The organism is Vreelandella sp. DA03-1M (assembly GCF_055725665.1).
The window spans coordinates 3212504-3237301 of record NZ_CM146798.1 but is presented as its reverse complement, the minus strand read 5'-3'; the positions used below and the strand labels follow the sequence as shown (position 1 = coordinate 3237301).

The 24798-nt window shown below is 55.5% G+C and carries 24 protein-coding genes; 15 read left to right on the top strand and 9 right to left on the bottom strand.

From position 1 onward, the window contains the following. Nucleotides 1-19: 19 nt before the first annotated feature. The 4 genes from ACXUPB_RS15235 to ACXUPB_RS15220 all read left to right on the top strand — a co-directional run bounded on the left by ACXUPB_RS15235 (nucleotide 20) and on the right by ACXUPB_RS15220 (nucleotide 2865). On the top strand, nucleotides 20-235 hold the full coding sequence (locus ACXUPB_RS15235) for a hypothetical protein (RefSeq protein WP_176301885.1): 216 nt from the start codon (nucleotides 20-22) through the stop codon (nucleotides 233-235). Between the two features lie 192 nt (nucleotides 236-427). Next, entirely contained in the window at nucleotides 428-682 is a 255-nt protein-coding gene (locus ACXUPB_RS15230) for a hypothetical protein (RefSeq protein WP_335596448.1), read from the top strand. Nucleotides 683-868: 186 nt separating this feature from the next. Then, the gene (locus ACXUPB_RS15225; protein ID WP_472953236.1) at nucleotides 869-1690 is read left to right on the top strand and encodes a PRC-barrel domain-containing protein; all 822 of its coding nucleotides are present in this window, start codon (nucleotides 869-871) and stop codon (nucleotides 1688-1690) included. 197 nt (nucleotides 1691-1887) lie between these two features. Beyond that, nucleotides 1888-2865, top strand: a complete 978-nt coding sequence (locus tag ACXUPB_RS15220; protein ID WP_472953233.1) for a GlxA family transcriptional regulator — start codon at nucleotides 1888-1890, stop codon at nucleotides 2863-2865. Nucleotides 2866-2984: 119 nt separating this feature from the next. Here the strand turns inward: ACXUPB_RS15220 and ACXUPB_RS15215 are convergent, their stop codons facing one another. Further along, nucleotides 2985-3698, bottom strand: a complete 714-nt coding sequence (locus tag ACXUPB_RS15215; protein ID WP_472953231.1) for an SDR family NAD(P)-dependent oxidoreductase — start codon at nucleotides 3696-3698, stop codon at nucleotides 2985-2987. 229 nt (nucleotides 3699-3927) lie between these two features. Here ACXUPB_RS15215 and ACXUPB_RS15210 point away from each other — a divergent pair, with 229 nt between their 5' ends. From ACXUPB_RS15210 to astB, 5 genes are read left to right on the top strand one after another with little or no spacing between them, the layout of a single operon-like run. Further along, nucleotides 3928-5142 carry an aspartate aminotransferase family protein gene (locus ACXUPB_RS15210; protein ID WP_472953230.1) on the top strand — a complete coding sequence of 405 codons (1215 nt, stop codon included), beginning with the start codon at nucleotides 3928-3930 and terminating at the stop codon, nucleotides 5140-5142. Nucleotides 5143-5192: 50 nt separating this feature from the next. After that, complete coding sequence (locus ACXUPB_RS15205) at nucleotides 5193-6257, top strand: arginine N-succinyltransferase (RefSeq protein ID WP_472953228.1); 1065 nt, start codon at nucleotides 5193-5195, stop codon at nucleotides 6255-6257. Then, a complete protein-coding gene (gene astA / locus ACXUPB_RS15200) occupies nucleotides 6257-7288 on the top strand; it encodes an arginine N-succinyltransferase (protein ID WP_472953225.1) in 1032 nt (343 codons plus the stop codon). Before ACXUPB_RS15205 ends, astA begins: the two co-directional genes overlap by 1 nt. Nucleotides 7289-7341: 53 nt before the next feature. After that, entirely contained in the window at nucleotides 7342-8814 is a 1473-nt protein-coding gene (astD, locus tag ACXUPB_RS15195; protein WP_472953223.1) for a succinylglutamate-semialdehyde dehydrogenase, read from the top strand. Continuing rightward, nucleotides 8811-10178 carry an N-succinylarginine dihydrolase gene (astB, locus tag ACXUPB_RS15190; protein ID WP_472953220.1) on the top strand — a complete coding sequence of 456 codons (1368 nt, stop codon included), beginning with the start codon at nucleotides 8811-8813 and terminating at the stop codon, nucleotides 10176-10178. Before astD ends, astB begins: the two co-directional genes overlap by 4 nt. Nucleotides 10179-10335: 157 nt before the next feature. Here astB and arcC read toward each other — a convergent pair whose 3' ends face one another. The 5 genes from arcC to ACXUPB_RS15165 form a co-directional block, all read right to left on the bottom strand. Continuing rightward, the gene (gene arcC, locus ACXUPB_RS15185; protein WP_472953218.1) at nucleotides 10336-11241 is read right to left on the bottom strand and encodes a carbamate kinase; all 906 of its coding nucleotides are present in this window, start codon (nucleotides 11239-11241) and stop codon (nucleotides 10336-10338) included. A 15-nt stretch (nucleotides 11242-11256) separates the two neighbouring features. Continuing rightward, a complete protein-coding gene (gene argF / locus ACXUPB_RS15180; protein ID WP_472953217.1) occupies nucleotides 11257-12258 on the bottom strand; it encodes an ornithine carbamoyltransferase in 1002 nt (333 codons plus the stop codon). Between the two features lie 18 nt (nucleotides 12259-12276). Next, nucleotides 12277-13506: an arginine deiminase gene (locus ACXUPB_RS15175; RefSeq protein ID WP_035559937.1), complete on the bottom strand. Its 1230-nt coding sequence runs from the start codon at nucleotides 13504-13506 to the stop codon at nucleotides 12277-12279. A 22-nt stretch (nucleotides 13507-13528) separates the two neighbouring features. Continuing rightward, the gene (locus tag ACXUPB_RS15170; RefSeq protein ID WP_472953216.1) at nucleotides 13529-14974 is read right to left on the bottom strand and encodes a YfcC family protein; all 1446 of its coding nucleotides are present in this window, start codon (nucleotides 14972-14974) and stop codon (nucleotides 13529-13531) included. A gap of 522 nt (nucleotides 14975-15496) precedes the next feature. Then, nucleotides 15497-16435, bottom strand: a complete 939-nt coding sequence (locus tag ACXUPB_RS15165) for an EamA family transporter (protein ID WP_472953214.1) — start codon at nucleotides 16433-16435, stop codon at nucleotides 15497-15499. Between the two features lie 84 nt (nucleotides 16436-16519). Between ACXUPB_RS15165 and ACXUPB_RS15160 the strand changes: the two genes are divergently transcribed. Further along, nucleotides 16520-17008: a MarR family winged helix-turn-helix transcriptional regulator gene (locus ACXUPB_RS15160; RefSeq protein ID WP_472953211.1), complete on the top strand. Its 489-nt coding sequence runs from the start codon at nucleotides 16520-16522 to the stop codon at nucleotides 17006-17008. Between the two features lie 61 nt (nucleotides 17009-17069). Here the strand turns inward: ACXUPB_RS15160 and ACXUPB_RS15155 are convergent, their stop codons facing one another. Further along, on the bottom strand, nucleotides 17070-17942 hold the full coding sequence (locus ACXUPB_RS15155; RefSeq protein WP_472953209.1) for a LysR family transcriptional regulator: 873 nt from the start codon (nucleotides 17940-17942) through the stop codon (nucleotides 17070-17072). A gap of 87 nt (nucleotides 17943-18029) precedes the next feature. Here ACXUPB_RS15155 and ACXUPB_RS15150 point away from each other — a divergent pair, with 87 nt between their 5' ends. From ACXUPB_RS15150 to ACXUPB_RS15130, 5 genes are all read left to right on the top strand, one after another. After that, on the top strand, nucleotides 18030-18785 hold the full coding sequence (locus ACXUPB_RS15150) for an NAD(P)H-dependent oxidoreductase (protein ID WP_472953207.1): 756 nt from the start codon (nucleotides 18030-18032) through the stop codon (nucleotides 18783-18785). Between the two features lie 59 nt (nucleotides 18786-18844). Then, a complete protein-coding gene (bluB, locus tag ACXUPB_RS15145; RefSeq protein ID WP_335596463.1) occupies nucleotides 18845-19522 on the top strand; it encodes a 5,6-dimethylbenzimidazole synthase in 678 nt (225 codons plus the stop codon). 242 nt (nucleotides 19523-19764) lie between these two features. Continuing rightward, a complete protein-coding gene (locus ACXUPB_RS15140; RefSeq protein WP_335596464.1) occupies nucleotides 19765-19992 on the top strand; it encodes a hypothetical protein in 228 nt (75 codons plus the stop codon). Then, nucleotides 19985-21475, top strand: coding sequence for a sodium:solute symporter family protein (locus ACXUPB_RS15135; protein WP_335596465.1), 1491 nt, complete (start codon nucleotides 19985-19987; stop codon nucleotides 21473-21475). Before ACXUPB_RS15140 ends, ACXUPB_RS15135 begins: the two co-directional genes overlap by 8 nt. Nucleotides 21476-21598: 123 nt before the next feature. Next, the gene (locus tag ACXUPB_RS15130) at nucleotides 21599-22921 is read left to right on the top strand and encodes a DUF2252 domain-containing protein (RefSeq protein WP_472953203.1); all 1323 of its coding nucleotides are present in this window, start codon (nucleotides 21599-21601) and stop codon (nucleotides 22919-22921) included. 194 nt (nucleotides 22922-23115) lie between these two features. Here the strand turns inward: ACXUPB_RS15130 and ACXUPB_RS15125 are convergent, their stop codons facing one another. Both ACXUPB_RS15125 and ACXUPB_RS15120 read right to left on the bottom strand, forming a co-directional pair. Continuing rightward, nucleotides 23116-24168 (bottom strand): SPFH domain-containing protein, encoded by a 1053-nt coding sequence (locus tag ACXUPB_RS15125; protein WP_472953201.1) that lies wholly within the window; start codon nucleotides 24166-24168, stop codon nucleotides 23116-23118. A 2-nt stretch (nucleotides 24169-24170) separates the two neighbouring features. After that, complete coding sequence (locus tag ACXUPB_RS15120) at nucleotides 24171-24665, bottom strand: NfeD family protein (protein WP_179916192.1); 495 nt, start codon at nucleotides 24663-24665, stop codon at nucleotides 24171-24173. Nucleotides 24666-24798: the final 133 nt, after the last annotated feature.

Genomic DNA, 24798 nt, shown 5'->3' with positions numbered 1-24798 from the left:
CGGAACGCGGGAGGTGTTTATGGATACTAAGGAAAGCAAAACCCCGGAAGAACAGAAAGAGCACATCATTGGTGAGCGGGTGCCTGAGGATCTTGAATCTTCCAAGCCACATCTTCAACCTGAGGCCAAGAAGCGCCCCGGCGGGATGTATAAGTTACTCCCGCTGGTGATTATCATTCTTGGTGTGATTGTGGTGAGCATTATTGTATTAGGCATCATTAATCGGGGTAACTAGCGAGTCACGATGCTGATGTATTGCCGGGCCAAGCGCCCGGCAATTTTTTTGGCAAGAGCGCTTAATAGTTAGAAGGAGGCTTATTACTTTCAACCGTTGTTAAATTTCGCCTATAAATTCGTCAGAGGGCGAAAGCTCTGCTAAGAAAGGAAGAGGTTATAAAAAGTTAATACCTTTCAAGCAGGAGGATATATGACACGAGTAGCACGCGTAGAGCCTATCAGTAAAAAGCGAGACAATAAGCTTATTATTTCGGGTTGGCGAGTGATAGATGTAACTGATCCTAATGAGCCTCAGGAAATCTCACAACACGAAACTGAACCTCAAGCCATTGAGGCTGCACGTCGTTTTGAAGCCAAAACAGCCGAGGAGCTTGGCTCCGACCCTGATGATACTCAAGATTATGATGCGTCGGATGAACAGGCTGGTAAGCGTTTTCCTGGGTAATTGCATTGCTAATTAGCTAAAAGCTAAATAGTAAAAGTGGTAGTAAATACTTTGCCTAAATCAATAATAGTTGTTGGTAAGTGGTTAATATTTATTAATCTTTTATAAGAAATTCGTTTTGGCTTTGATTTAGTGTACTTCGGTGTACTAGCTTCTTATGTGTAAACCAACACAAGGAGAGATTGTATGAAACGGACAGCATTAGCAATTGCCATCGGTGCGGTTTGCGCAGGCTTGTCAGCTGGCGTTCTTGCTCAGGAAGAGAACCAGAATGAAACTGATCGCAGCAATCAAACGGCTCAGCAACAAGACACAAACGCGCAAGAGCAGCGTAGCAACGACGAAACTAGGGACATCAATGTTGAACAAAAGCCTGCTGAAGTAGAAGTAGAGCAAGAGAAACCTGATATCACGGTGGAGCAGTCTCAACCTAAAGTTACTATTGAGCAACCTGAGCCCAATGTGACCGTGGAAGAAGCCGAGCCTAATGTCACCGTTGAGCAAACTGGCGAGCCTGAGGTGACGGTTGAGCAAGCGGAAGACGCCCAGGTCAATGTCAATGAAGACGAGCAAGAGCGCCAGCAGAATGATCAGCAGAGTGACCAAGCTGCTCAAAACCAAACTGATCAGGCCGATCAAAATGACCAGTCCAACTCACTGATGTCACGTCAGGTCAGCGACCTGGAAGGGATGACAGTGATGAATCAGGAGGACGAAGAGATCGGTGGAGTACAGCATATTGCAAAGCACGATGAGTCTGGCGATTTGTTTGCTATCGTTTCGGTAGGTGGTATTTGGGGTTTTGGCGCAACGGACATTGCGCTGCCTATCAATGACATGCAGCTTGAAAATGATCAGCTCGTTGTCAACACAAACTATGGCGAAGATGAAATCGAAGCTTCATCTAATAATTACCAAGAAGATGAGTACAGCGAAGTGGATGGCAACATGACGCTATCTGAGGCGCAGCAACAGGAACGCAGCAACACTAACAGAGGTGCTGTTTGATACAGTCAATCGTTAGTGACTAATGAAGAGGGCAAGGCGGATACGCCTTGCCCTTTTTGGTAGCTGCGCTAACGCTATTAACGCGGCGACATCTTTTTTTATGTATGAGTAACAAGCGCTGCCTTCATTTGCGCAATTGGGTAAGATGGTTATTTATCCAAGCCGTTGGCGGTTCTCATGCAGTTTCTTCAATAATTATGCAGTCCAATCACTTAGCATCAAAAGCAGCGATAGCCCGTCGGCGGGTCGCGTTTATGCTACTGCCGGGGTTCTCGCTGTTGACCCACGCCAGCGCGCTGGAGCCGCTGCAAATGGCGAACCAGTTAAGCGGCCAGATGCTTTATCACACCGTTACGCTAAGCCTCAGCGACGAACCGGTGCGCAGCGGTGCACAGCTTTCCCTGATTGCACAGCATGAGCTGGGTACCGCACTGGGGCCGCTTGATTTGTTACTGATATGCGCGCCCACGCCGCTTCCCTATACATTGCCAGCAAAGCTTAACGAGTGGTTGCGCGGCCACCAGGGGCGCGGTGTGGCGCTTGGCGGTTTGGCCGGAGGGACGGAAGTGCTGGCCCGCTGTGGGTTGCTGGAAGGCTATCGTGCCACGCTGCCATGGCAGCGCTTTGAGGCGTTTGCGCAGGCCTATCCGCAAGTCACCCTCTCCCAGCAGCTGTTCGAAATTGACCGCGACCGGCTAACCTGCGCCGGTGGCACGGCGGCGATGGATCTGATGCTGACCCTGATAGGTCAGCACCACGGCGCACGCTTGGCAGAGCAGGTCTCAGAACAGTTCGTGTGCGATCGCATTCGGCTGGCGGATGAACGCCAGCATGTGCCGTTACGCACTCGCTTGGGCCACGCGCCGCAAAGCTTAGTGGATGCCGTTACGCTAATGGAAGCCAATATCGAGGAGCCGCTCTCGACTCTTGAACTGGCCGAGCACCTGGGGATTTCCCGGCGCCAGCTGGAGCGACTGTTTAAGAAGTATCTACAGGCGGTACCTAGCCGGTACTACCTCGATTTACGCCTGCAGGAAGCGCGCAAGCAACTGCGTGAGAGTGACCGGCCGGTAGGCGATATCGCTTTTGCTACCGGTTTTTCCTCCGGCGCGCATTTTTCCACCGCCTACCGAAATCATTTTGGCATGACGCCAAGAGAAGAGCGCCTAAATTAGAAAGGTATGATTAGAAAGATAAGATTAGAGAGCTCAGGTTAACGTATCGACAATACCGCCTTCTACCCGCAGGGCCGCGCCTGAGGTAGCACTTGCTTGCGGCGACGCGGCATAGACGCTCATGCTGGCCACTTCCTCAGGCGTGGCGTGGCGAGGCGCTGGATGATGGAAGAGGGCCGGTTCTCTTTGACAAAGCGCGCTTCCATCTCCTGTTGAGAAGTGCCTTCTTTCTCTGCCATTTCAGCAATCATCTTAAGCACGCCTTCAGAGCGCGTTGGCCCAGGCAAGATAGCGTTGACAGTTACCTGCGTGCCGCTGAGCACTTTGGCCAGCCCGCGCGAAACCGATAAGAGCGCCGATTTGGTCATGCCGTAATGCACCATCTCGGTGGGGATGTTGATGCCCGATTCGCTGGAGATAAACTGGATGCGGCCCCAGTTGCGGTCGCGCATGCCTTGGGCATAATGGCGAGAAAGGCGCACGGCACTCATGATATTGATGTCGAAAAATTGTTGCCAGGTCGCGTCATCAACCTCGAAGAAGTCCTGTGGACCGAAAATTCCCACATTATTGATCAGTATATCTGCGCTGGGTTGCTGCTGGATCAGTGTTTGGCAGCCTTCAGCAGTACCGAGATCGGCGGCCACGCCTTCTACCTGGGCATTCGGGGCATCCTGTTTAATGCTGGCTATTGCCTCATCCACACGTGCCTGCGAACGGCCTGTGACGACAACCTTGGCGCCAGCGTTGGCAAGCCCTTGGGCAATCGCAAAACCGATACCCGCCGTCGAGCCGGTAATGATGGCGTGCTTACCGCTTAGATCAATTTGCATAAGGTGTACTCCTCTCTTCCTGAGTGTCAGTACGTCGCGATACCTCGCTATCCAAGCATGACTTTATCGCTTGCCAATAAGTATGGAGGTCTTATAGCGTTCTTCAAGACGTTAACGCGACTCAATGGGCGTCGCTATTCATAATTTGCCGTCCCATTGCTGAAAGCGGTTGACCGTGTTGGCCCCTTATACTGTTTTCATTCCTTCCCTCCATTGGAGATAACGCGCCATGAGCCATACCCCAAGCCGTCAAGATTACGACCACTATATGACGCCCAACTACTCACCGCAGCAGGTTATTCCCGTGCGCGGCGAAGGTAGCCGCTTGTGGGATCAGCAGGGGCGCGAATATATCGATTTCGCCGGTGGCATCGCCGTCAACTCACTGGGCCACTGTCACCCGGTGCTCGTTAATGCGCTGAAAGAGCAGGGCGAAAAGCTGTGGCATCTCTCTAACGTGTTTACCAACGAGCCCGCGTTGAACCTGGCTAAAACGCTGGTTGAACGCACCTTTGCCGATAAAGTGTTTTTATGCTCTTCCGGCGGTGAAGCCAATGAAGCCGCGCTAAAGCTGGCCCGCCGCTGGGCCGTCGATAACCATGGCGAACAGAAAGACAAGATCATCTCGTTTTATCAATCTTTTCACGGTCGTACCTTCTTTACCGTCAGCGTGGGCGGCCAGCCAAAATATTCCCAGGGCTTCGGCCCAGTGCCGGGTGGTATTCATCACGCCAACTACAATGACCTGGAAAGCGTTCGTGCGCTGATGAGCGACGACACCTGCGCGATCATGGTTGAGCCCATGCAGGGCGAAGGCGGCATCGTGCCCGCAACACCAGCATTTCTTCAGGGCCTGCGCGATCTGTGTGACGAACATAACGCGCTGTTGATTTTTGACGAGGTGCAAACCGGCGTGGGTCGTAGCGGCGAGCTCTATGCGTACAAGAACTACGGCATTACGCCGGATATCCTGACCAGCGCCAAGTCGCTGGGCGGCGGTTTCCCCATTGGTGCCATGCTGGCCACCGATGACGTCGCTAAGTCGCTGGTCGTTGGTACTCACGGCTCCACCTACGGCGGCAATGCGCTGGCCTCTGCCGTGGCGCTGGCGGCCGTCGAGTTTATCGATACCCCTGAAGTGCTGGAAGGGGTGAAAAAACGCCACGACCTGTTCCGCGAGCATCTGGAAACCATCAACCGCAAACACGGGGTGTTCAAGGAGATCCGTGGTATGGGCCTGCTGATGGGCGCCCAGATGTCGGATGCCTATGAGGGGCGTGCCAAGGACATTCTGCCGCTGGCTATAGAAGAGGGCTTGATGGCGCTGGTTGCCGGCCCGAACGTATTGCGCATGGCGCCTTCTCTGGTCATCCCTGAAGCAGACATCGCCGAGGGTATGGCGCGCTTAGAGCGTGCGATTGAGCGGTTAGTTGCGGCAGGATGAGAGAGCAAAAGGCTGCGTCAGTTGTGTTAACTGAAGAGGGAGCGTCGAGGATGCTGGTAGTTCGACCCGTTAAAGCGTCTGATCTCACGGCGCTGGAGCAATTAGCCGAGCATGCAGTACCTAAGCTTACCAACTTGCCTGCTAATCGTGAGCGGCTTCAGGAGCGCATTACGCGCTCTCAGGAGGCTTTCAATGGCGAGGTCGAGTTTCCTGAGAACGAGCACTATACCTTTGTGCTCGCTGACGATAGTCGTGAGGAAGTGTTGGGAACGGCCACTATCCGTGCCCAGGCAGGCGCCAATGAGGCTTACTACACCTATCGGCAGGAAACGTTGATCCACGCCTCGCAGCAGCTGAATGTGCGTCGTGAAGTTCAGACACTGGCGCTTTCCCATGAAGTTTCGGACGCCACCCTGCTGTGCGCCTTTTCGCTGAACCCGCGTTATAAGGGCACCAGCGCGGAGAGTCTGCTGCGCCGGGCGCGGCTGATGTTTATCGCCCAGTATCCCGAGCGCTTTTCGCGTATTCTGGCGGTGGCGTTTCCCGGCTACCTGGATGCCCGCAATGAGTCGCCGTTCTGGGAGAGCGTAGGGCGGCACTTTTTCGCCCGCAGCTTCCAGGATATGAATCATATTGCCGGGGTGCGCTCGAAAAGCTTTATCGCCGAAGTCATGCCCCAGTTCCCGCTCTATTTGCCGCTGTTAACGCCTCAGGCTCGGGCGGCGATTGGCCGGGAACACCCGGCCCATGAAGAGGCGCTGGAAGAGATGCTGGCGGAGGGTTTCGTGCGTTCTCGCCATGTGGATATTTTCGATGCCGGGCCGATAGTCAAAGCTGAGCGCGAGCGGTTGGAGACCTTTCGCAGTGCCGCCTGGCACCCGGTGCGCATTCGCCCCGAACACGTTTTGCCTGATGCCGAACCGGCGATGATTGCCAACCAGAAGCTGGGTGATTTCCGCTGTATTGTTGCGCGTTATGCGTTGTCGCCCACGGGCCAGTTGATGCTCTCCGCGGAGCACGCCGAGCGGTTGGGCGTTACGGAAGGGCGGGCGGTGCTTGCCGCGCCGCTAACACTCCCCACCGTGGTAGACGCGCTCGATGAAGGAGAAATGTAATGCGCATTCGACCCATTGCCCGTGATGATTTGGATGGGCTGCAGGCGCTTGCGCAGCAGGCCGGCGTTGGTTTTACCTCGCTGCCGGATAACCGTGAGTTTCTAGCCGGAAAGATTGAAGCGGCTGCCAGTGCCTTTGAAGAGCGCACCCCGGCGGATGACCGGCTTTATTTCTTTGTACTAGAGGATGAAGTAAGCGGCGAGTTGGCGGGCTGCTGCGCCATTGAAGGCCAGGTAGGTCGAGAAGTGCCGTTCTACAACTACCGGCTGGGCACTTTGGCCCATTCCTCGGTTCAGCTGGATCTGCACCGCACCATCGACACGCTGTTTTTAAGCTCCGACCACACCGGTGATGCCGAAGTGTGCTCGCTGTTCCTGCGTCCGGAGTATCGCGGTGAAGCCAATCGCCACTTGCGCAACGGCGCGCTGCTTTCCAAGGCGCGCTGGCTGTTTATCGCCCAGTTTCGTGACCGATTCCCCAATAAAGTGTTGGCAGAAATGCGCGGTGTGTTCGACGAGAACAACACCAGCCCTTTCTGGGAGAGCTTGGGCAAACACTTCTTTCCCATGGATTTCAGCGAAGCGGACCGCCTCACCGGCTTGGGGCAGAAGAGCTTTATCGGCGAGCTGATGCCCAAGTTCCCAATCTACACCACCTTTATGGCCGAAGAGGCGCGCGCCTGCATTGGCCAGGTACATCGCCATACCCGCCCGGCACTGGAAATGTTGAAGAAAGAGGGGCTGCGCTGGGAAGGCTATATCGATATTTTCGACGGTGGTCCCACCGTGGAAGCCTACATTGATGACGTGCGCGCCATTCGCAACTCACGGCTTTGCCAGGTGGAAGTATCTGCCGCTGCCCGTGAAGAGAGCGTTAGCCGCTGGCTGGCGGCTACCACCCATATGTTGAACTTTACTGCCAGTTGGATAGGCCGCGCGCCCACCGACGACAACACCATCGTGCTTAACGAGCAGGAAGCGAGCCGCTTGAGTGTCGCTACCGGTGACTATCTTCGCCTGCTGGAAACCTGAGCCCGACAGCCTGTACGTACATAAGCCCGCATTTACACGGCAAGGAGAGAACGATGCACGCCCAACAGCAGCAACTTATCAATGGCGCCTGGCTAGCAGGCGACGCCGCGTCGTTGAGCAAGCACGATCCCGTTTCCGGACAGCTGCTCTGGCAGGCCGCCACGGCCAGCGAGGATCAAGTCGCGATCGCTGTGAAGGCCGCCCGCAGCGCCTTTCCTGGCTGGGCGCGTACTCCCTTTGCCGAGCGCCAGGCCCTCGTCGAGCGTTTTGCCGAAGTGCTGAAATCCCGTGGGGAAGCGCTGGCCGTGGCGATTGCTTCTGAAACCGGTAAACCCCTCTGGGAAGCGCGCACTGAAGCGGGTGCGATGGTGGGCAAGGTCGCGCTATCGGTCAAGGCCTATAACGAGCGTACCGGTGAGCGGGAAAAAGCCGTTGGCAATGCAAAAGCGGTATTGCGCCATCGCCCCCACGGCGTGATGGCGGTGTTCGGCCCCTATAACTTCCCAGGCCACCTGCCCAACGGCCACATGGTGCCCGCGCTATTGGCGGGTAACACCGTCGTCTTCAAACCCAGCGACCAGACCCCGCTGACCGCCGACTTAACCCTTCAGTGTTGGCTGGAAGCCGGGCTACCTGCCGGGGTGATTAACCTAGTGCAGGGCGGCGTTGCCGTGGGCCAGGCGCTGGCCGGCAACCCCGGGATCGATGGCCTGCTGTTTACCGGCAGCGCCAAGGTGGGTGGCATGCTGCATCAGCAGTTTGCTGGGCAAATGGATAAAGTGCTGGCGCTTGAGCTGGGCGGCAATAATCCGCTGGTAGTGAAAGATATTGATGATGAGCGTGCGGCGGTGCTTACCATTCTGCAGTCGGCGTTTTTATCTGGCGGCCAGCGCTGCACCTGCGCTCGCCGATTGATGGTGCCGGAAGGCGCAGTAGGGGATCGTCTAATTGATGCGCTTTCCGAGGCGATTACCAAGCTGCATGTGGCGGGCCAGTTCGAAGAGAACCCTGCTCCGTTCTATGGCGGTTTGGTGAGCGTGGCCGCTGCAGATGGCCTGCTCAAGGCGCAAGAGGAACTGGAATCCATGGGCGGTACGGTGATCAACCGCATGCGGCGCCTGGAAGAGAACACCAGCCTGCTAAGCCCCGCGCTGATTGATGTGACGGGCCTGGACGTTCCTGACGAGGAGCACTTTGGACCGCTGCTGAAAATCCACCGCTATCGCGATTGGGATGAAGCACTCTCGCTTGCCAACAACACCCGCTATGGGCTCTCCGCCGGGTTGATTGGCGGCGAGCAAGCCGATTGGGACGACTTCCTGTTGCGCATTCGCGCAGGCATCGTTAACTGGAACCGCCAGACCACCGGCGCTTCCGGCGATGCGCCCTTCGGCGGCGTAGGTGACAGCGGCAACCACCGCCCCAGCGCCTATTACGCAGCAGACTACTGCGCTTATCCGGTTGCTTCCATGGAAGCCGACACCCTGGAGATGCCTGAAACCCTGCCACCAGGAGTGAGTCTATGAACGGCAGTGCCTTCAGTCGTATCAGGGAAGTCAATTTCGACGGTTTGGTCGGCCCTACCCATAATTACTCGGGGCTGGCAGTCGGGAACGTCGCTTCGATGAGCCACGGTGGCCTGCTCTCCAGTCCCAAGGAGGGCGCGCTTCAGGGGCTGGCAAAGATGAAGTCGCTGATGGACGTGGGCTATGCCCAGGGCGTGCTACCCCCACAGCAGCGTCCTGATGTCGGGGCGCTGCGTGATCTGGGCTTCAGCGGCAGTAATAGCGAGGTGCTGGCCCGCGCCGCTGTCGAGGCACCGCAGCTACTGCGGGCGGTATGTTCGGCGTCCAGCATGTGGACCGCTAACGCCGGCACGATTACTCCCAGCGTCGACGCACCGGATGGCCGGGTGCACTTCACGCCAGCCAATCTGCAGTCGAGCTTTCACCGCTACCTGGAGCCGCAAACCACCGGACGTGTGCTGCAAGCTATTTTTCGCGATGAGCAGTGTTTTGCTCACCACCCGGTGCTGCCTGCAACGCCGGCCTTTTCCGATGAAGGGGCGGCCAATCACACCCGCCTTTGCGGCGAATATGGTGAACCCGGGGTTCACCTGTTTGTCTATGGTCGCCAGGCATTTGGTGACGTGCGTAGCGGCGAGCGTGAACCCCAGCGCTATCCCGCCCGGCAGACTCTGGAAGCCAGCCAGTCGGTAGCCCGCCAGCACGGGCTTACGGAAGCGCAAACCGTCTTCGCCCAGCAGCACCCGGATGCCATCGATGCTGGCGTGTTCCATAACGATGTCATTGCAGTGGGCAACGGGCCCGTGCTGCTCTACCACGAAATGGCCTTTCTGGACGAAGAGGGCACGCTCGATGAGTTGCGTGCCAAAATGCACACGCCGCTGATTCCCGTGCGCGTGCCGGTCGAGGCGGTGAGCATGGAAGACGCGGTCGCATCGTATCTCTTCAACTCCCAACTGCTCTCCAACCCGGACGGCACCATGACGCTGGTGGTACCCGGCGAATGTCAGGAGCGGGAAGCGGTCTGGCGGACGATCCAGGATCTGATCCTGGCGGGCAATAACCCCATCGGCGAAGTGATCGTCAAAGACGTCAAGCAGAGCATGCGCAACGGTGGCGGCCCCGCCTGCCTGCGCTTGCGTGTGGTGCTAACGGAAGCCGAGCGTGCCGCGCTCACTGGCCGAGTACTGCTCAACGAGGCACTGTATACCGATCTGACCGCGTGGGTGGAGCGCCACTACCGCGATCGCCTGGCCCCGGACGATCTCGCCGATCCACAGCTGGCGGAAGAGTCACTGGTTGCTCTGGATGAACTGACGCAGTTACTGCAGATTGGTTCGGTCTACCCGTTCCAGTTGGGGTAGGGGATTGAATAAACAGAGTAAAGAGAGAATCAAAAGAGCCATCAGACTTGGTGGCTTACCTCTATTGGTTTTATAAGGGGGAGGCTGTGACAACTGATGAAGGCGTCCTTCGGTAGGTACACGTCCTCATTAAGTCTGCAATAAGCAGTAAAAAGCGTTAGCTAGCAACACAAGTGCCCGTCCGTAGGTTAAGAATATCTAGTGCATCCTCTAGACGGCCGATACCACTGATGCCTCCGCTTTCAGCGAAATTGCACGCGGCGTCCATTTTTGGCCCCATAGAACCAGCCGGCAGGTCCAGCTTGCGAGCTTCATCCAGCGTTAATTTATGGATAGGTGCAGCGGTGTCCTTACCGAAGTCACGGTAGATGGCGTCCACGTCAGTGAGAAGGAGCAAGGCATCTGCGCCCAGCTGGCTGGCCAGAAGTGCGCTGGCGGCGTCTTTATCGATCACGGCTTCGATGCCGATCATGCTGCCGTTCTCTCGGCGAAGAATGGGGATGCCACCGCCTCCGGCGCAGATCACCACAACGCCCTGTTCCAGCAGCAGCTGGAGCACCCTCATGTCGGGTATCTCCAAGGGCTTGGGCGAAGGCACTACCCGCCGCCACTTGTCACCATCCTGAGCGATGTGCCAACCGGCGGCTTCGGCTTTGGTCTCGGCTTCTTCCCTTTCGTAAACTGGCCCGACAAACTTGGTGGGATTGCTGAAGGCGGGGTCATTCTTGTCGACCAGAACCTGGGTAAGTAGGGTGGCCACAGGTCTGTTATGGTCCAGGGCGTTTTCCAGTTCCTGCTCGATGATGTAGCCGATCATACCTTCTGTTTCAGCGCCCAGTACATCCAGCGGATAAGCTTCGTCCGGCTTATAGGCGGCGCCCTGAAGCGCCAGTAAGCCTACCTGGGGGCCATTGCCGTGAGTGACTACCAGCTGGTGGCCAGCGCGGATGATTTCGGCCAATGATTCGGCGGCAATTTTCACGTTGGCGCGCTGGGCCTCGGCGGTCAGGGGCTCCCCTCGCCGCAACAGGGCATTGCCTCCCAGAGCTGCTACTACAAGCATGTCATGCTCCTTGAATCAGTTTCCAAGAGTGGCGACGAGCACCGCCTTGATGGTGTGCATTCGGTTCTCCGCCTGATCAAATACGATAGAGGCGGGACTTTCAAAGACATCGTCGGTGACTTCCATGGCATCGATGCCGAACTCGGCCTGTATTTCCTTGCCTATGGTGGTCTCGGTGTTATGGAAGGCCGGCAGACAATGCATGAACCTTACGCGGGGGTTGCCGGTTTTCTCCATCAGGGCAGCATTGACCTGGTAGGGCTGCAACAGTTTGATTCGCTCTGCCCACTTTTCCTTCGGCTCACCCATGGACACCCACACATCGGTGTAGACAAAATCCACGCCTGCCACCGCAGCATCGATGTCTTCCGTGATCATGATTTGTGCGCCGGTCTCACTGGCAATGGTCTGTGCTTCATTCTGAATAGCCTCGCTGGGCCAACAGGCCTTGGGCGCACACAAGCGCACATCCATTCCCATCATGGCACCGCCGATCAGCAGGCTGTCGCCCATGTTATTCGCAGCGTCCCCGATAAATACAAAGGCAACATCCCGCAGCGGCTTTTCCACATTTTCCTGCATGGTCAGGAAGTCTGCGAGGATCTGTGTGGGGTGGAATTCATTGGTCAGCCCATTGTAAACCGGCACGCCGGCATACTGTGCCAGCTCCTCAACCACCGTCTGGCCGAACCCCCGGTATTCGATGGCATCGTAAACGCGGCCGAGCACACGGGCGGTATCCTTGACGGACTCCTTGTGGCCGATATGGGTGCCCGTCGGGCCCAGATAGGTTACTCGGGCGCCCTGATCAAACGCTGCAACCTCAAAGCCTACCCGGGTTCGGGTGGAGTTCTTTTCAAAGATTAGCGCTATGTCCTTGCCCTGCAACTGCGGTACTTCGGTGCCAGCGTACTTGGCTGTTTTCAGGTCGGTGGAAAGCTTGAGCAAAAAACTGATCTCTCGGGGCGTAAAGTCCCTCAGGGTCAGGAAGTGCCGGTTCTTGAGATTGAAAGCCATGGTTCTGCTCCTTCCTTGTCAGACTGTATCTCGTATTGTCGGGCAGCTCATGCAACGCCCGCCGCCCCGGCCCCGGCCCAACTCCGCTCCAGGTATGGCCAGTACCTCTATGCCGGCTGCCTCCAGCGCAGCATTGGTATCGTCGTTGCGGTCATAACCGATGACGACCCCCGGACTCAGTGCCAGCACGTTATTGCCATCGTTCCATTGTTCTCGCTCCCGTTCGGCAGGTGTATCGCCACCCGTGGCGACCACTTCCAGGGACGGGTAACCAAGTACATCGGCAACAACATCAAACAGCGGGCGGCTGTCCTGGAAGAACGACAGGTGCTTGCTGCCTTCCCCCGGACGCAGGTCGTAGCAAACCATTTCATCTGCGACTTCCTTGAAAGTGGTCACTACATTGCCGCCACAGAAGGTAAACACGGTATCCAGGTGCATGGCAGAACGGCTCTTGGGAATCTGGCAGGCAATTATCCGTTCTGCAGTGCCGTTAGCAAAAAGCGTCTTGGCCAGCTGGCCAATGGCTTGCGGGGAGGATCGTTCCCCCATTCCCACCAGCACGACACCATTACCCACCGGCATGATGTCCCCTCCTTCCAGGGTCGCCAGCGCATGATCTTCAAGCGGGTCGCCCCAATGCACGTTCACCTTGCCGGCAAACTTCGGATGGAACCGGTAGATCGCGCTCATTAGTAGCGTCTCTGGTTTGCGTGCAGCCCAGTACATAGGGTTCAGAGTGACACCACCATAAATCCAGGCGCTGTTATCCCGGGTGAACAGTAAGTTGGGCAGTGGCGGCAGCACAAAGCCGTGAGGCCCCAGATGGTTACCGAACAGCCCTGCAGGGTCGAAAGGCAGGTCACCTACTTCCAAACCACCAATGAGAAATTTCGCCAGCGTATTACCCGGCAGTTCGTTCATCCATGCGCGAAGGTCGGATACCATGCCTACCCCGATATGATTCCAGGTAATCCGGTGGTCTAGAACCCAGGTACGTGCTTCGGGAATATCAAGCGTTGTCGCCAGCAGGTCGTTAACGTCCAGAACCTCCACACCACGTTCACGCATTACCTCGGCGAATACGTCATGGTCTTTCTGTGCCTGCTTGACCCAGAAGACGTCGTCGAACAATAACGCATCGCAGTTGGAGGGAGTAAGTCTTCTATGGGCTAGCCCAGGGCGGCAGACGATAACTTGCCGTAAAGTCCCAGTTTCTGAGTGAACGCCCAAAGTGTGTTCTGACATGTCGCATACTCCTTTGCCTTGGTTATAGAAATGCACCAATGCTAATAACTGCACTGATAAAAACAGTCAAAATAAGAAGGAGAGGCCAGATAAATACTAGCCAACGGTCATAAGAGATACGGCCTATCGCTAGGCCACCGACCACTACGGCAAAGGTCGGGTTTATCAGATTAACCAGGCCGTTGGCTGATTGGTAAGCAGTTACCACCAAGTCACGTCCCACGTCAGCAAAGTCGCCCAAGGGCGCTAAAATAGGCATGGATAGTACGGCAAGTCCGGATGAGGAGGGTACGAAGAAACTCATTCCTACCTCGATCCAGAATATCAAATTGATAAAGGTTAGTTCAGGCAATCCACCTAATGTACTTTCGGCGCTATGCAAGATGGTATCGGCAATCATGCCTTGTTCCATGATCACCACGATACCGCGGGCCAGACCAACGACCAGGGCTACGCCGAGCAGATCGCGGGCGCCGTCGACAAAACTACTGGTCAGCTTTTTCTCGCCCAGCCGAGAGATGATGCCGATCACAATGGCGGAACCAAAGAAAAGTGCGCCCATCCTAGCCATCCACCAGCCTTGGGACGAGACGCCCCAAATCATCGCGATAAAGGTCAGAGCAAAAATAACAAGGGTAATTTTCTGAGTGCCTGAAAGATCAAAATTTTCCAGCTCGTCGTGTCCCTGTAGAAAGAGTTTGCGGTGTGCATTCTGTTGTCTGGCCACAACGGAGCGAGTAGGATCCAACTTAATGCGTTTGGCGTAGCGCATCACGTAGACTGAACAAATCACCAGCCCGCCAATCAGCAGCACCAGCCGAAGTACAATTCCATCTGTAAAAGGAATATCCGCTGCGTTAGAGGCAATGACAGTAGCGAAGGGGTTGATGGTGGAGCCCAACACACCAATACCAGCGCCGATCAGAATCACGGCGACTCCTGTGATCGCATCATAGCCAGCAGCGATGATGATGGGGATTAGAATGGCATAGAAGGCCAGAGTCTCTTCTGCCATGCCGTAGGTGGTGCCTCCAAGGGCAAACAGCGTCATCAGGATGGGGATCATCCAGATCTCTCGGCCTTTCAGCCGATGCATCACGTTACGTATCCCCGTGTCGATTGCGCCGGTAGCATTGATAACGCCTAAGAAGCCACCCAAAAACAGCACAAACAAGGCAACGTCGATGGCATTGGCAACATAGCTGTCGGGATCATAGAAACCCGCCGTGGGGGCCAGCATGACGTCCACAAAACCTTGAGGGTTTGAATCAACCGTTACATAGGTTCCAGGTACTGCAATTTCGCGTCCGACCTCTTCGTTCATCGTACGTTCGTATTGCCCGGCAGGAATGATCCAGGTCAGCGCTGCTACAAGAATAATTAGCAGGAAGAGAATTGAGTAGGCTGTAGGGAACCGTGTCGCTAGATCCTCTTCAGGCTTTGATGAAGTGAGCTTTTCATCTGACATGCGCTGTCTCCGACCTATGGTTAAGGAGCAATCAACTATATTTAGTGTAGTCTCATTACAATGGCTTGAATTGATTTAGATCAATCACGCAACAGTGCATGCAGCTGCAGCTAATAAATGGCGAAAAATTTAATTGGTCGAGCCGTGCTTGCTGCTGTAATTGGTAATGCAGATTTTGAGCTTTGGTATGTTCTAAAGACGAGCTGGTAAGTTTTTCGTAGCTTTAGTTATTATTATCTTTTACGTTGTTTTGGAAGCAGACTAAGTTTGGTTCTGTGATTTATTCACTAGTGGTTTTTATATCTCGCTACAGCACATCGGTTTGATGAATTTCGGGGCTTGAAATAAACGCTGTGATCTTTTCCCAGCAACAGGTCTGCTACAAGTGAGCTTTTCAGCTACGTTTACCCCATGGAGTGTCGCATTCTGTAGCAGTAAATAGGATCGTATAACAGTTCTTGTCCCCCTCTCAGTGGCGCCCTGCCATGCTCATCACATTGCCTCATCGCTTAGGGCCACCGTTTAGACTGCTTTATCAGGCACCTGCTTCGCTTTACCAATGTTAAGCAAGGCAATACCGGCACCAATCAGTAGGATGCCAGGCAGCAAGCCCTCGGGGGAGGTTTCGCCTTGCAACAATATGGCGACCGGAACACCCACCACGGCGCCGACGGAGCCCAACAAACTCAGAAATACCGGGCCACCGCTTTTCTGTAGCAGAAATAGCAGTAAAAACTGGCCAGCGAACACCACCGCCTGGACGACAATCAGGAACATCGGCAGAGATCGATCCATGGGGACGTGAAGTGAGAAGCCTGGCAGTAGGCCCACCCCCAGCAGAAGCATAGAGGCAGCTATCAGCACCCCTGGCGCCAGCGCATCGCTGGACACCCCCACTGGCCAGCGCAGGGTTCGGTAAAGGTTACCGATGGCCAGCAGCACAGGGCCAATCAAGGCAAGAAGAATCCACAGGTAGTCAGCATCAGGGGCGGATAGCTTATGGAAAGCCAGAGTGAAGGCGCCTGCAAGGGCTGACATGACACCAGCCGCCCGCAAGAGCTGAAAGCGCTCCATTTTTAACGTTAAAGCACCGACGTAGGTGAGCAGCGGTGGCAGCGTGATGATCAACGCCACAAACCCGGCGCCGACATGGGGGATCGCCGAGAAGAAGAGCAGATTGGCGCCCGCCACGCCCAGCAGTGCAGAGACTGCATAATACTCGACAGTGCGAAGATTGACGGGCGGAAGGTGGCGGCGGTAGGCGGCAACTGCTAGCAGAATAATGGCCGCTCCCAAAATGGACCAAAACAGAAAAGCGAGCGCTGATAGCTGCATTTCACCCGCGAGCTTTGCCAAATTAGTCGACAGTCCCAGCAAGGCGCCACCGGCGAGCAGATACAGCAGCGGGGCAAGCCAGGTTCTTTTAGAGGAGTATAGCTTGGGTTTGTTGGGTAATGTCATTAGCAGCCTTCAAGGATTATATCTTGATATCAAGGTATGTAGGATTAATCTTGACGTCAAGGTATATAGGCGCAAAATACGTTTATGGATCATGTAGACCACATACTCAAACAGTGGCGGCAGGAGCGGCCCGACCTCGACGTAGCCCCTATGGGTACTATCGGGCGGGTCAAACGGCTGAACCACACCTTGATGCGCGCGATGGAGAAGACCTGGGCGAAATATGGCCTGACGGATGCGAGCTTTGACGTACTGGCAACGCTGCGCCGAGAGGGAGCGCCCTATGCGCTATCGCCGAGCGATTTGATGGCATCCACCATGGTGACCTCAGGCACCATGACTCACCGTATCCATCAATTGGAAAAGTCAGGACTGATCGAGCGAGTCAAAAACCCAGAAGACGGTCGTGGTTTTCTGATCTCTCTTTCCCAACGCGGCTTTGATTTGATCGACGAAGCGGTGGCTGCCCATGTGGAGACACAAGCGCAACTGGTGAGCGGGCTGACTGAAGAACAACGAACGCAACTGGATGCGTTGTTAAAGCAGTTCCTATCGGGGTTTGAGCAGGAGTGATCGCGCTTGCCACCGGGCCGTGCAGTCACTTGATCCGCCGATCAGGCGCCAAGCCTTGTGATTACCGTCCGCGCACCCCCTCCGTCATCGCCTCCATAAACGCGCGGACTCGAGCCACATGGCGCAGATCCGGGTGAGTGAGCTGCCAGAGTTGGGTAGTGAGTGCTTCAATGGGCTCGCTTAGCCTGAGTAGCGCTGCATCGGCATCGCCCAGGTAGCAGGGCAGTACCGCAATCCCCGCCCCGTGGCGTACCGCTGATTGCATGCCCAGCATACTGTCCACCCGGTAGGCAGCCCTTTTATCCATCATCCACTTTTCAAGCGTAGCGTCGCCCAGATGAACATCCGGGCCGATCCAGTTTTCTGTTGGCAGCGATTCTGGATCTAGTGGCAGCGGGGCGTTTTGCCAAAGTGCCTTTTGACCATAAATCGCTTGAGTGATATCGCTTATTTTGCGGCCTACCAGGGTCTCGGGAGGTTGACGGGTCGGGCGGATCGCGATATCGGCCTCCCGCCGCGACAAACTCTGCAGCTGATTGGAGATAACCACTTCCAGCGTGATTTCCGGGTAGCGCTGGCGAAAGCTAGCCAGTAGCGGGGAGAGCAGCCCCGCGAAAAGGGTATCAGTGGTGGTGATTCGCAGGCTGCCGGTGAGGGTTAAATCCTGACCAATAATTCGGCGCTCAGCGCCGTTAATCTCACCCTGTACGCGTTTGGCTGAAGCCGCTAAGTCATCCCCTGCCAGGGTCGGTGTATAACCCGTGCGACCGCGCTCAAAAAGGGTAACTCCCAGCCTATGCTCCATCTCGCTTAAACGCCTGAAGACAGTGGCGTGGCTGATACGCAGCGTTCGACTGGCGCCGGATAGTGAACCCGCCTCGGCAATGGCTAGCACAATTTGCAGGTCGTCCCACCTTATATGCTGTTCATTCATGCAAGCCTGATTCTCGTTGATGGCCAATGTCTATGCGTTTATGAACAGGTTAGCCTGTTGTCGAACCAATCGACAGAGGAATGCAGAATGAATGTATTGATCGTCTTGGCGCATCCAGAGCGCAAGTCATTCAATGGCGGCCTAGTGGATGAAGCGGTAGCACAGCTGATAGGCGAGGGTCACACAGTGGAAGTGGATGATCTCTATGCTGAGCAGTTTGATCCAGTGGAGCGCGCTGGACACTATCCGCATAGCGCTGTGGCATCGGACTACTTCTATCCCCTCAATGAGCAGCGGGCTCACCACGAAGAAAACACATTGCCGCAGGACGTCCAGCGGGAGTTGGCGCGGTTGGAGTGGGCTGACTTGGTGATCTTCCAGTTTCCCTTATGGTGGCACGCCCAGCCTGCCATTTTGAAAGGCTGGTTTGATCGGGTGCTGGTGTATGGCGGGCGCTATACAAGCTGCATGCGTTACGATAAAGGCTATTATCGTGGCAAGAGGGCCATGCTCTCGGTGACCACGGGCTCGCCTGACATGACATTTCAGCCCTTTGGTCGTGCAGGCAACATGGTTCACTGGCTTTGGCCGATTCATTCATCACTGTACTACGTTGGCTTTGACGTACTGGCGCCCCAGGTGAGCTACGGCATTCAAGGCGGCGGTATTCGTTATCAAGCGGAAGCTGACCTCATTGGCCACCTGGAGGCTTCTAAAGCGGCCTGGGCATCTCGGCTGAAGAGCCTAAATAGTGAACTGGCCATCCCCTTTGCTGGCTGGGGCGACTGGGACGAGGACGGTGTATTACGCCAAACAAAGCCACTGCGATGGAGGCTGGGCTGACCTCGTGTAGACTCTTCACTCGTCTATAAATCAGATCAGCAAAAGGTCCGACAAGCGCCATGACCCCCTCGAATCACCGTTTTACCGATGCTGAGCGCCGTGGGCTTTACCGCGCCATACACGAACGGCGCGACGTGCGCTCGCAATTTCTGCCCGACCGGATTCCCCCTGATGTGCTGGCCCGTCTTTTAGAAGCTGCACACCATGCGCCGTCAGTAGGGTTTATGCAGCCCTGGGATTTCATCGTGATTGAACGTCGTGACGTCAGGGAAACCGTGCTGGCGATGTTCGAGCAGGAGAACCGGAAGGCCGCCGAGCGCTTTGAAGGCGAGCGCAAGGAGCATTACCGCAGCCTTAAACTGCAAGGCATTCTGGAAAGCCCACTCAATCTCTGTATTACCTGTGACCGAAGTCGGGGCGGCCCGCATGTGCTAGGGCGCAACAGCATTGTCGATACCGACCTGTTTAGTACCTGCTTAGCAGTGCAAAATCTTTGGCTGGCGGCGCGTGCGGAAGGTATTGGCGTTGGCTGGGTGAGTATTCTCGATCAGGAGCAGCTAAGCGCGGCGTTGAATTTGCCTGAACATGTCTATCCGCTGGCATATCTCTGCCTTGGCTATGTGAGCGAGTTTTTAGACCAGCCGGAGCTTGAAGCCAAAGGCTGGCGCGATCGGCTGCCATTAAGCGAACTGGTGCATGGCGACCAGTGGGGACATCCGCTAGCCGCTCCTAAGTGAGACGCTTTATAGCGCTATCACTGCTTTACCACTACTGTCTGCGATTTTGCTAAATGATGCTTGGAGTAAAACGTGCCGGTCGATATTACCCTTCAGCGGCTAACTGCCGATGACCCTAATCTTTCGTTGGTGGCGATTTGGATATTTAAAGCCTGGGGGCATTTACACCCAGGTCTCACCCAGGAACACGCTGTCATGCGCTGCCGGTCGGTAATCTTTCGGTTAAATAAAGGAGAACACGCGTGCGACGTTTGATCGTTCTGCCCACTTCTCGTGCGGGGTGGGGATTATTAATCGCTTTTGTGGCGCTGGTAATAGCTGGAACGTGGCCGATAATCGGCTGGGTTAATAGGGCAACGCTGGTGATGGGGCTCCCCTTGATGGTGGTCTGGAGCTACCTGGTTATTTTTGCCTGCGTGGTGGTCATGCTGATTGGTAATCGCATTGTAGAGCGAAACGACCATGAATAGCCCTTGGCCATTACTGATAACGCTGACGTATGTGGTCATTGCGATGGTGATTGGCCTACGTGCCAAGGCAGGCCGTTCCATGAACAGCCTGGAGGAGTGGGGCGTGGCTGGGCGCAGCATGGGGCCGGTGACGCTTTATCTGCTGATCGCCGCCGGTAGCGTGAGCGCTTACACCTTTATGGGAGCTCCCGGTTGGGCTTATTCCAAAGGCGTCGCGGTATTTTATGTAGCGATTTACCTTGCCTATCTCGCGTTGGTCGCCTGGTACTTCGGCCCGAAGGTGTGGCAATTCGGCGAGCAGTTCGGCCATGTGACCCAAGCAAGCGCTATATCTGACCGTTACCAGAGCCCCGCGCTGGGGGCATTGGCGGCACTCGTTATGGCGATCGGCTCTGTTGCCTATGCAGTGCTTCAAACTATCGGCGCTGCCTATATTTTGTTTGTGATGAGCGGCGGCTTGATACCTATTTGGTTGGGAGTCGTGCTGGTGTTGGCCTGCATTGCCGTGTATCTCTACGTCAGCGGGCAGCGGGCGATTGGCCGCACCAATGCCTTTCAAGGCGTGCTGATGCTAATCGTTGCCTGGGCCGTCGGCCTGTGGGCCGTACATAGCGCCACTGGCGGGTTGAGTTTTGCTGGGGTGTTCGAACGTATTCAGACCGAGCATAGCGAGTTTCTCACCTTGCCAGGCGCAGGCGGTGATATGAGCTTTAGTTTCTGGACGACCTCGATCATCGTGTCGATGTTCTCGTTCATGCCACCCGTCTGGACGCAGTGGATGAGCGCTTCCTCCGCGCGCACCATTCGTCTTAGCGCGACGTGGCTGCCCACTTATTACATAGTGATTTTGCCGATGGTAGTGGTGGGCTTCATCGGCATTTTTTCGCTGCCTGAACTCGCCCGCGCCGATACTGTGGTACTCGAATACGCCATGCAGCATTTACCTGTGGTGCTGGTCGGGTTGCTGGGAGCGGGCACTCTGGCGGCCTCTATGTCCTCCAGCGAACCTTTTATTCACTCGGTGTCGTTGTCGCTTAGCAAGGATGTGCTTCAGCCCGTGTTGAAGTTATCCGACGCTGTCACCGGCAAGTTGGCGCGACTGTTGATCCTACCCACCATGTTCTTAGTGATAGCGCCACTGGCAATTGCCGAGCCCGGTAGCCTGGTGATGATTCTGCTGGTGGGGCTGGGCTTTGCCTCCCAGGTAATGCCTGCGTTCATCGGGATGTTCTTCTGGCCGCAAGCGTCTCGCCTGGGCGTGATGGCCGGTATCGTGGTGGGCTTTTTGATTACCACAGCATTTACTATCCTTTGGCCACACCCGATGGGTATTCACGCGGGTTTTTGGGGGCTAATGTTCAATCTGCCGGTATTTGTTGTGATCTCATTAATGACGCCATCTGCCAACGCAGAAGTGGTTGAGCGCTTCTTTCGTATCGCGGCTCCACGCGGGCTAACACGCTTAGGGCGCAAGGGTGGATAGTAAACGCTGACTTAATCTATTCATGTTCATCGCTTACCCTTGCAGATAACCGCTTTTATGCTCCGAGCGCTTTTTACGCACCGGGCAAACACAGCGAATGAATGCACTAACAAAGGCAACGCAATGAGCCATGCACTGACTGGACATAACCGCCCTCAGCAAGTGATTGAGGCAACCCATCAGGCGAACAAGACATTGGCCACGGCCACACGCCAAGCCAAGTACGCCAAAATGGCTGCGTCGCCTTACCGGTTTTATCGGGGAAGCAATCATCTTTTCTGGCAGGACGTTTGGCACGATTGGCGCTTTGCCCTGTTTGGCGGTTGGCCGGAAACCCAAACGTGGCTGCAAGGCGATGCTCACGCCTATAACTTTGGCGCTTATGGGCATCATGATGATCAGGTGCGCTATGGCATGGACGACTTCGACGATGCGTTAATTGGCGATTACCAGTACGACGTTTGGCGGCTGGCTATCAGCGTGGTACTGGATGGTCGCGAGAACGCGGAGCTGGATGCCAAGGCGATTGATAAAGCCCTTAAAAAACTAATAGAGGGCTATTACCAAACGCTGGCGGATCACGTCGATGGTAAACCCATTCACGCCGTAACGCTCGACACCGCCAAGGGCCCGCTGAAGCCGTTCATGAACAAGGTGGCGGATAAGCAGAGCCGTGCGCGGATGCTCGAAAAGTGGACGACGCTTGATGATCAGAAAGGCCGTCAATTTGCCGAGCGGCCCGGTAAGCTCGCTAATCTACCGGCGGATGTAGCCAGCCAGCTACGCCGTCTGATTGAGCAGGAGTACCAGCAAACGCTGCAACACGCTTTTAAAGAGAGTGACCCCCACCATTTTCGTGTGAAAGATACGGCTCGACGTCTGGATGCAGGTACCGGCTCGCTGGGCGTGGAGCGTTACTACGTATTGATTGAAGGAGGCGTTGAGCACGAGCACGACGATATCATTTTGGATATCAAAGAGCAGGTGCCGCCAGAAGCGTTCCGGCTGATGGACAAGCCTCAGCAGCAGGCATGGCGAAAGCTATTTCCCAATGAAGGTATCCGCCATGCTGCGGCATTCCATGCCATTGCCGAGCACCCGGATGCTTATCTTGGCTGGCTAACCATGAACGGCAAGGTGTTTTCGGTTCGCGAGCGCTCGCCGTTCAAGAAAGACATCCCGACCCATAAGCTCTCTGGTGGTAAGTCGTATAAAAAGCTGGCGCAGCAGTGGGGGGAAATTCTTGCCCGTGAACACCTGCGCGGTGCCCAGGCGCTTAATCGAGGTGACGCGACACGCTTTGCTAAGTCCGTTTGCCAACGCCTGAAAGGAAGGGAAACGCAGTTTGTCGAGGTCGTTTCAACACTAGCAGTCGCATACGCCGACTGCACTGAGCAGGATTACGCAGTGTTTATTGATCACTTTCTGGCGACCGATTCACCCTAGTCGTCAGACCGATGGAAATGCCTGCTGGGGTCAACATGAACTGCTGAGCGTGATGCGATTCAGCCCATACGACACAGCGGTTACGGTCGCTGTGCTTGATCAGATAAAGTGCTTCGTCGGCAAGTCGTAGCAAAAAAGCCGGGCCCCGCGGGGCCCGGCTTAAGGTAATTCCTGCGGTTTCTTGATGGCGCTAATTAGTGGCCGCTGACCGCGCCACCGACGATTCCACTACGGAAGTCGCCATCGCTGCTGCTACGGTTTTTAAGGTGGTTAGCCACCGTGTCTTCTGGGGAACCCGCCATTTCACGGAACATGCCCATTGAGCCGAGCAATGCCGATGATTCATAAGGCACGAATACCCGCTCGCCATTCTTCGCCATGTTGGGTAGTACCTTGATGTAGCTTTGGCCAAGCAGGTAGCCCACCACCGTGCGCTTATTCTCTTCGCTATCGCCGATGGCGCTGAGCACTAGCTTGATGGACTCCTGCTCACCCTGAGCGCGCAGAATAGCGGACTCTTTATCGCCTTGAGCGTTAAGAATCGAAGACTCACGCTGACCCTGGGCCATGGCAATTGCCGCTGATTTTTCACCTTCTGCTTCGGTAACTGTAGCGCGGCGTTTACGCTCGGCGGCCATCTGCAGGCGCATGGCGGTTTCTACCTCTTCGGGCATGGCAATATCCTGCACTTCGACACGGGAAATTTTGACCCCCCACTTGGAAGCAGGCTCTTCCATGGCGGCCTGAATCTCGTTGTTCACCTCCGCACGGGACTCAAACAGCTTATCCAGTTCCATTTTGCCGACTACTGAGCGCAGCGTGGTTTTCGCCAGAACTTCGACGGCCTGGCTCATGTTCTCGACTTCATAGACCGCCCGCTTGGGGTCAATGATCTGATAGTACAGGGCACCGTTAATGCGCACAGTGACGTTATCGGTGGTAACGACTGGCTGGCCAGGGAAATCCATCACCGTTTCGCGGCGATCAATACGGGTCTCGTCGCTGGTAATAGCGGTGTAATCCTCACCCATTTTGCGGTAACGCAGCATGGTGATCGCACGAGGTTGTTCGATAAACGGAATGATGATGTTGATGCCACTTTCTAACACGCGATGGAATGAACCAAGGCGCTCCACCACCATGACTTCCGATTGGCGAATAATGATCAGACCTTTTGAAATGATCAGTACCGCGATCACCACAATAATAAGGCTTATTAATAAACCTGGGCTAATAGGTAAATCCATTGTTAAGGCTCCTTGCGTTGGGAATCGTCTTCTTGAGGGGCTATGTCGTCAGGCTGAGGTAACGCGACTAGCGCAGTGGTGCCTTCAAATCGTTTAAATATCACCAGCGTACCGCTGGGTAGCTCGGTTTCACCGCTTTCAACGACGCGGAGGCGGTAGAAATCGCCGTTTACTTTAATGCCAGTGGCATCATCAAAATCCCGGCGTAGAGTAGTGTAGCGATTGCCTTTCTCGACGCCCGTGCCGGTGGTGCCGTAGGCCACGCCACGGGGGGAGAAGCGCGGGCGAATGACCATAATGCATAGCGGCAGCAGTACGCCGGTAAAAATAGCCATACTGAGCAGTTGCCAGGGGAGCGTTAAACCTAACGCCGTAACGGCCGCCGTTAGCGCCGCGGCAATACCCAGTGCAAGCAGCACCATCGCGCCCGAAGTTAGCTCTGCCAGACTTAATAGTAGGGCGAGTACCAGCCAGCTGTAAGCCGGGTTCCAATCCATAAACGCTCCAACTCCACAGTTAATCTAATAGGCCAGCGTAACCTAATCCCGAGTATTTATCCCAACTGAGTAATGGCGCCGGAGCCAGTGTTTTGGGGAAGAGTGTTATTCTTGGCGCCTTTATCGATAGCGA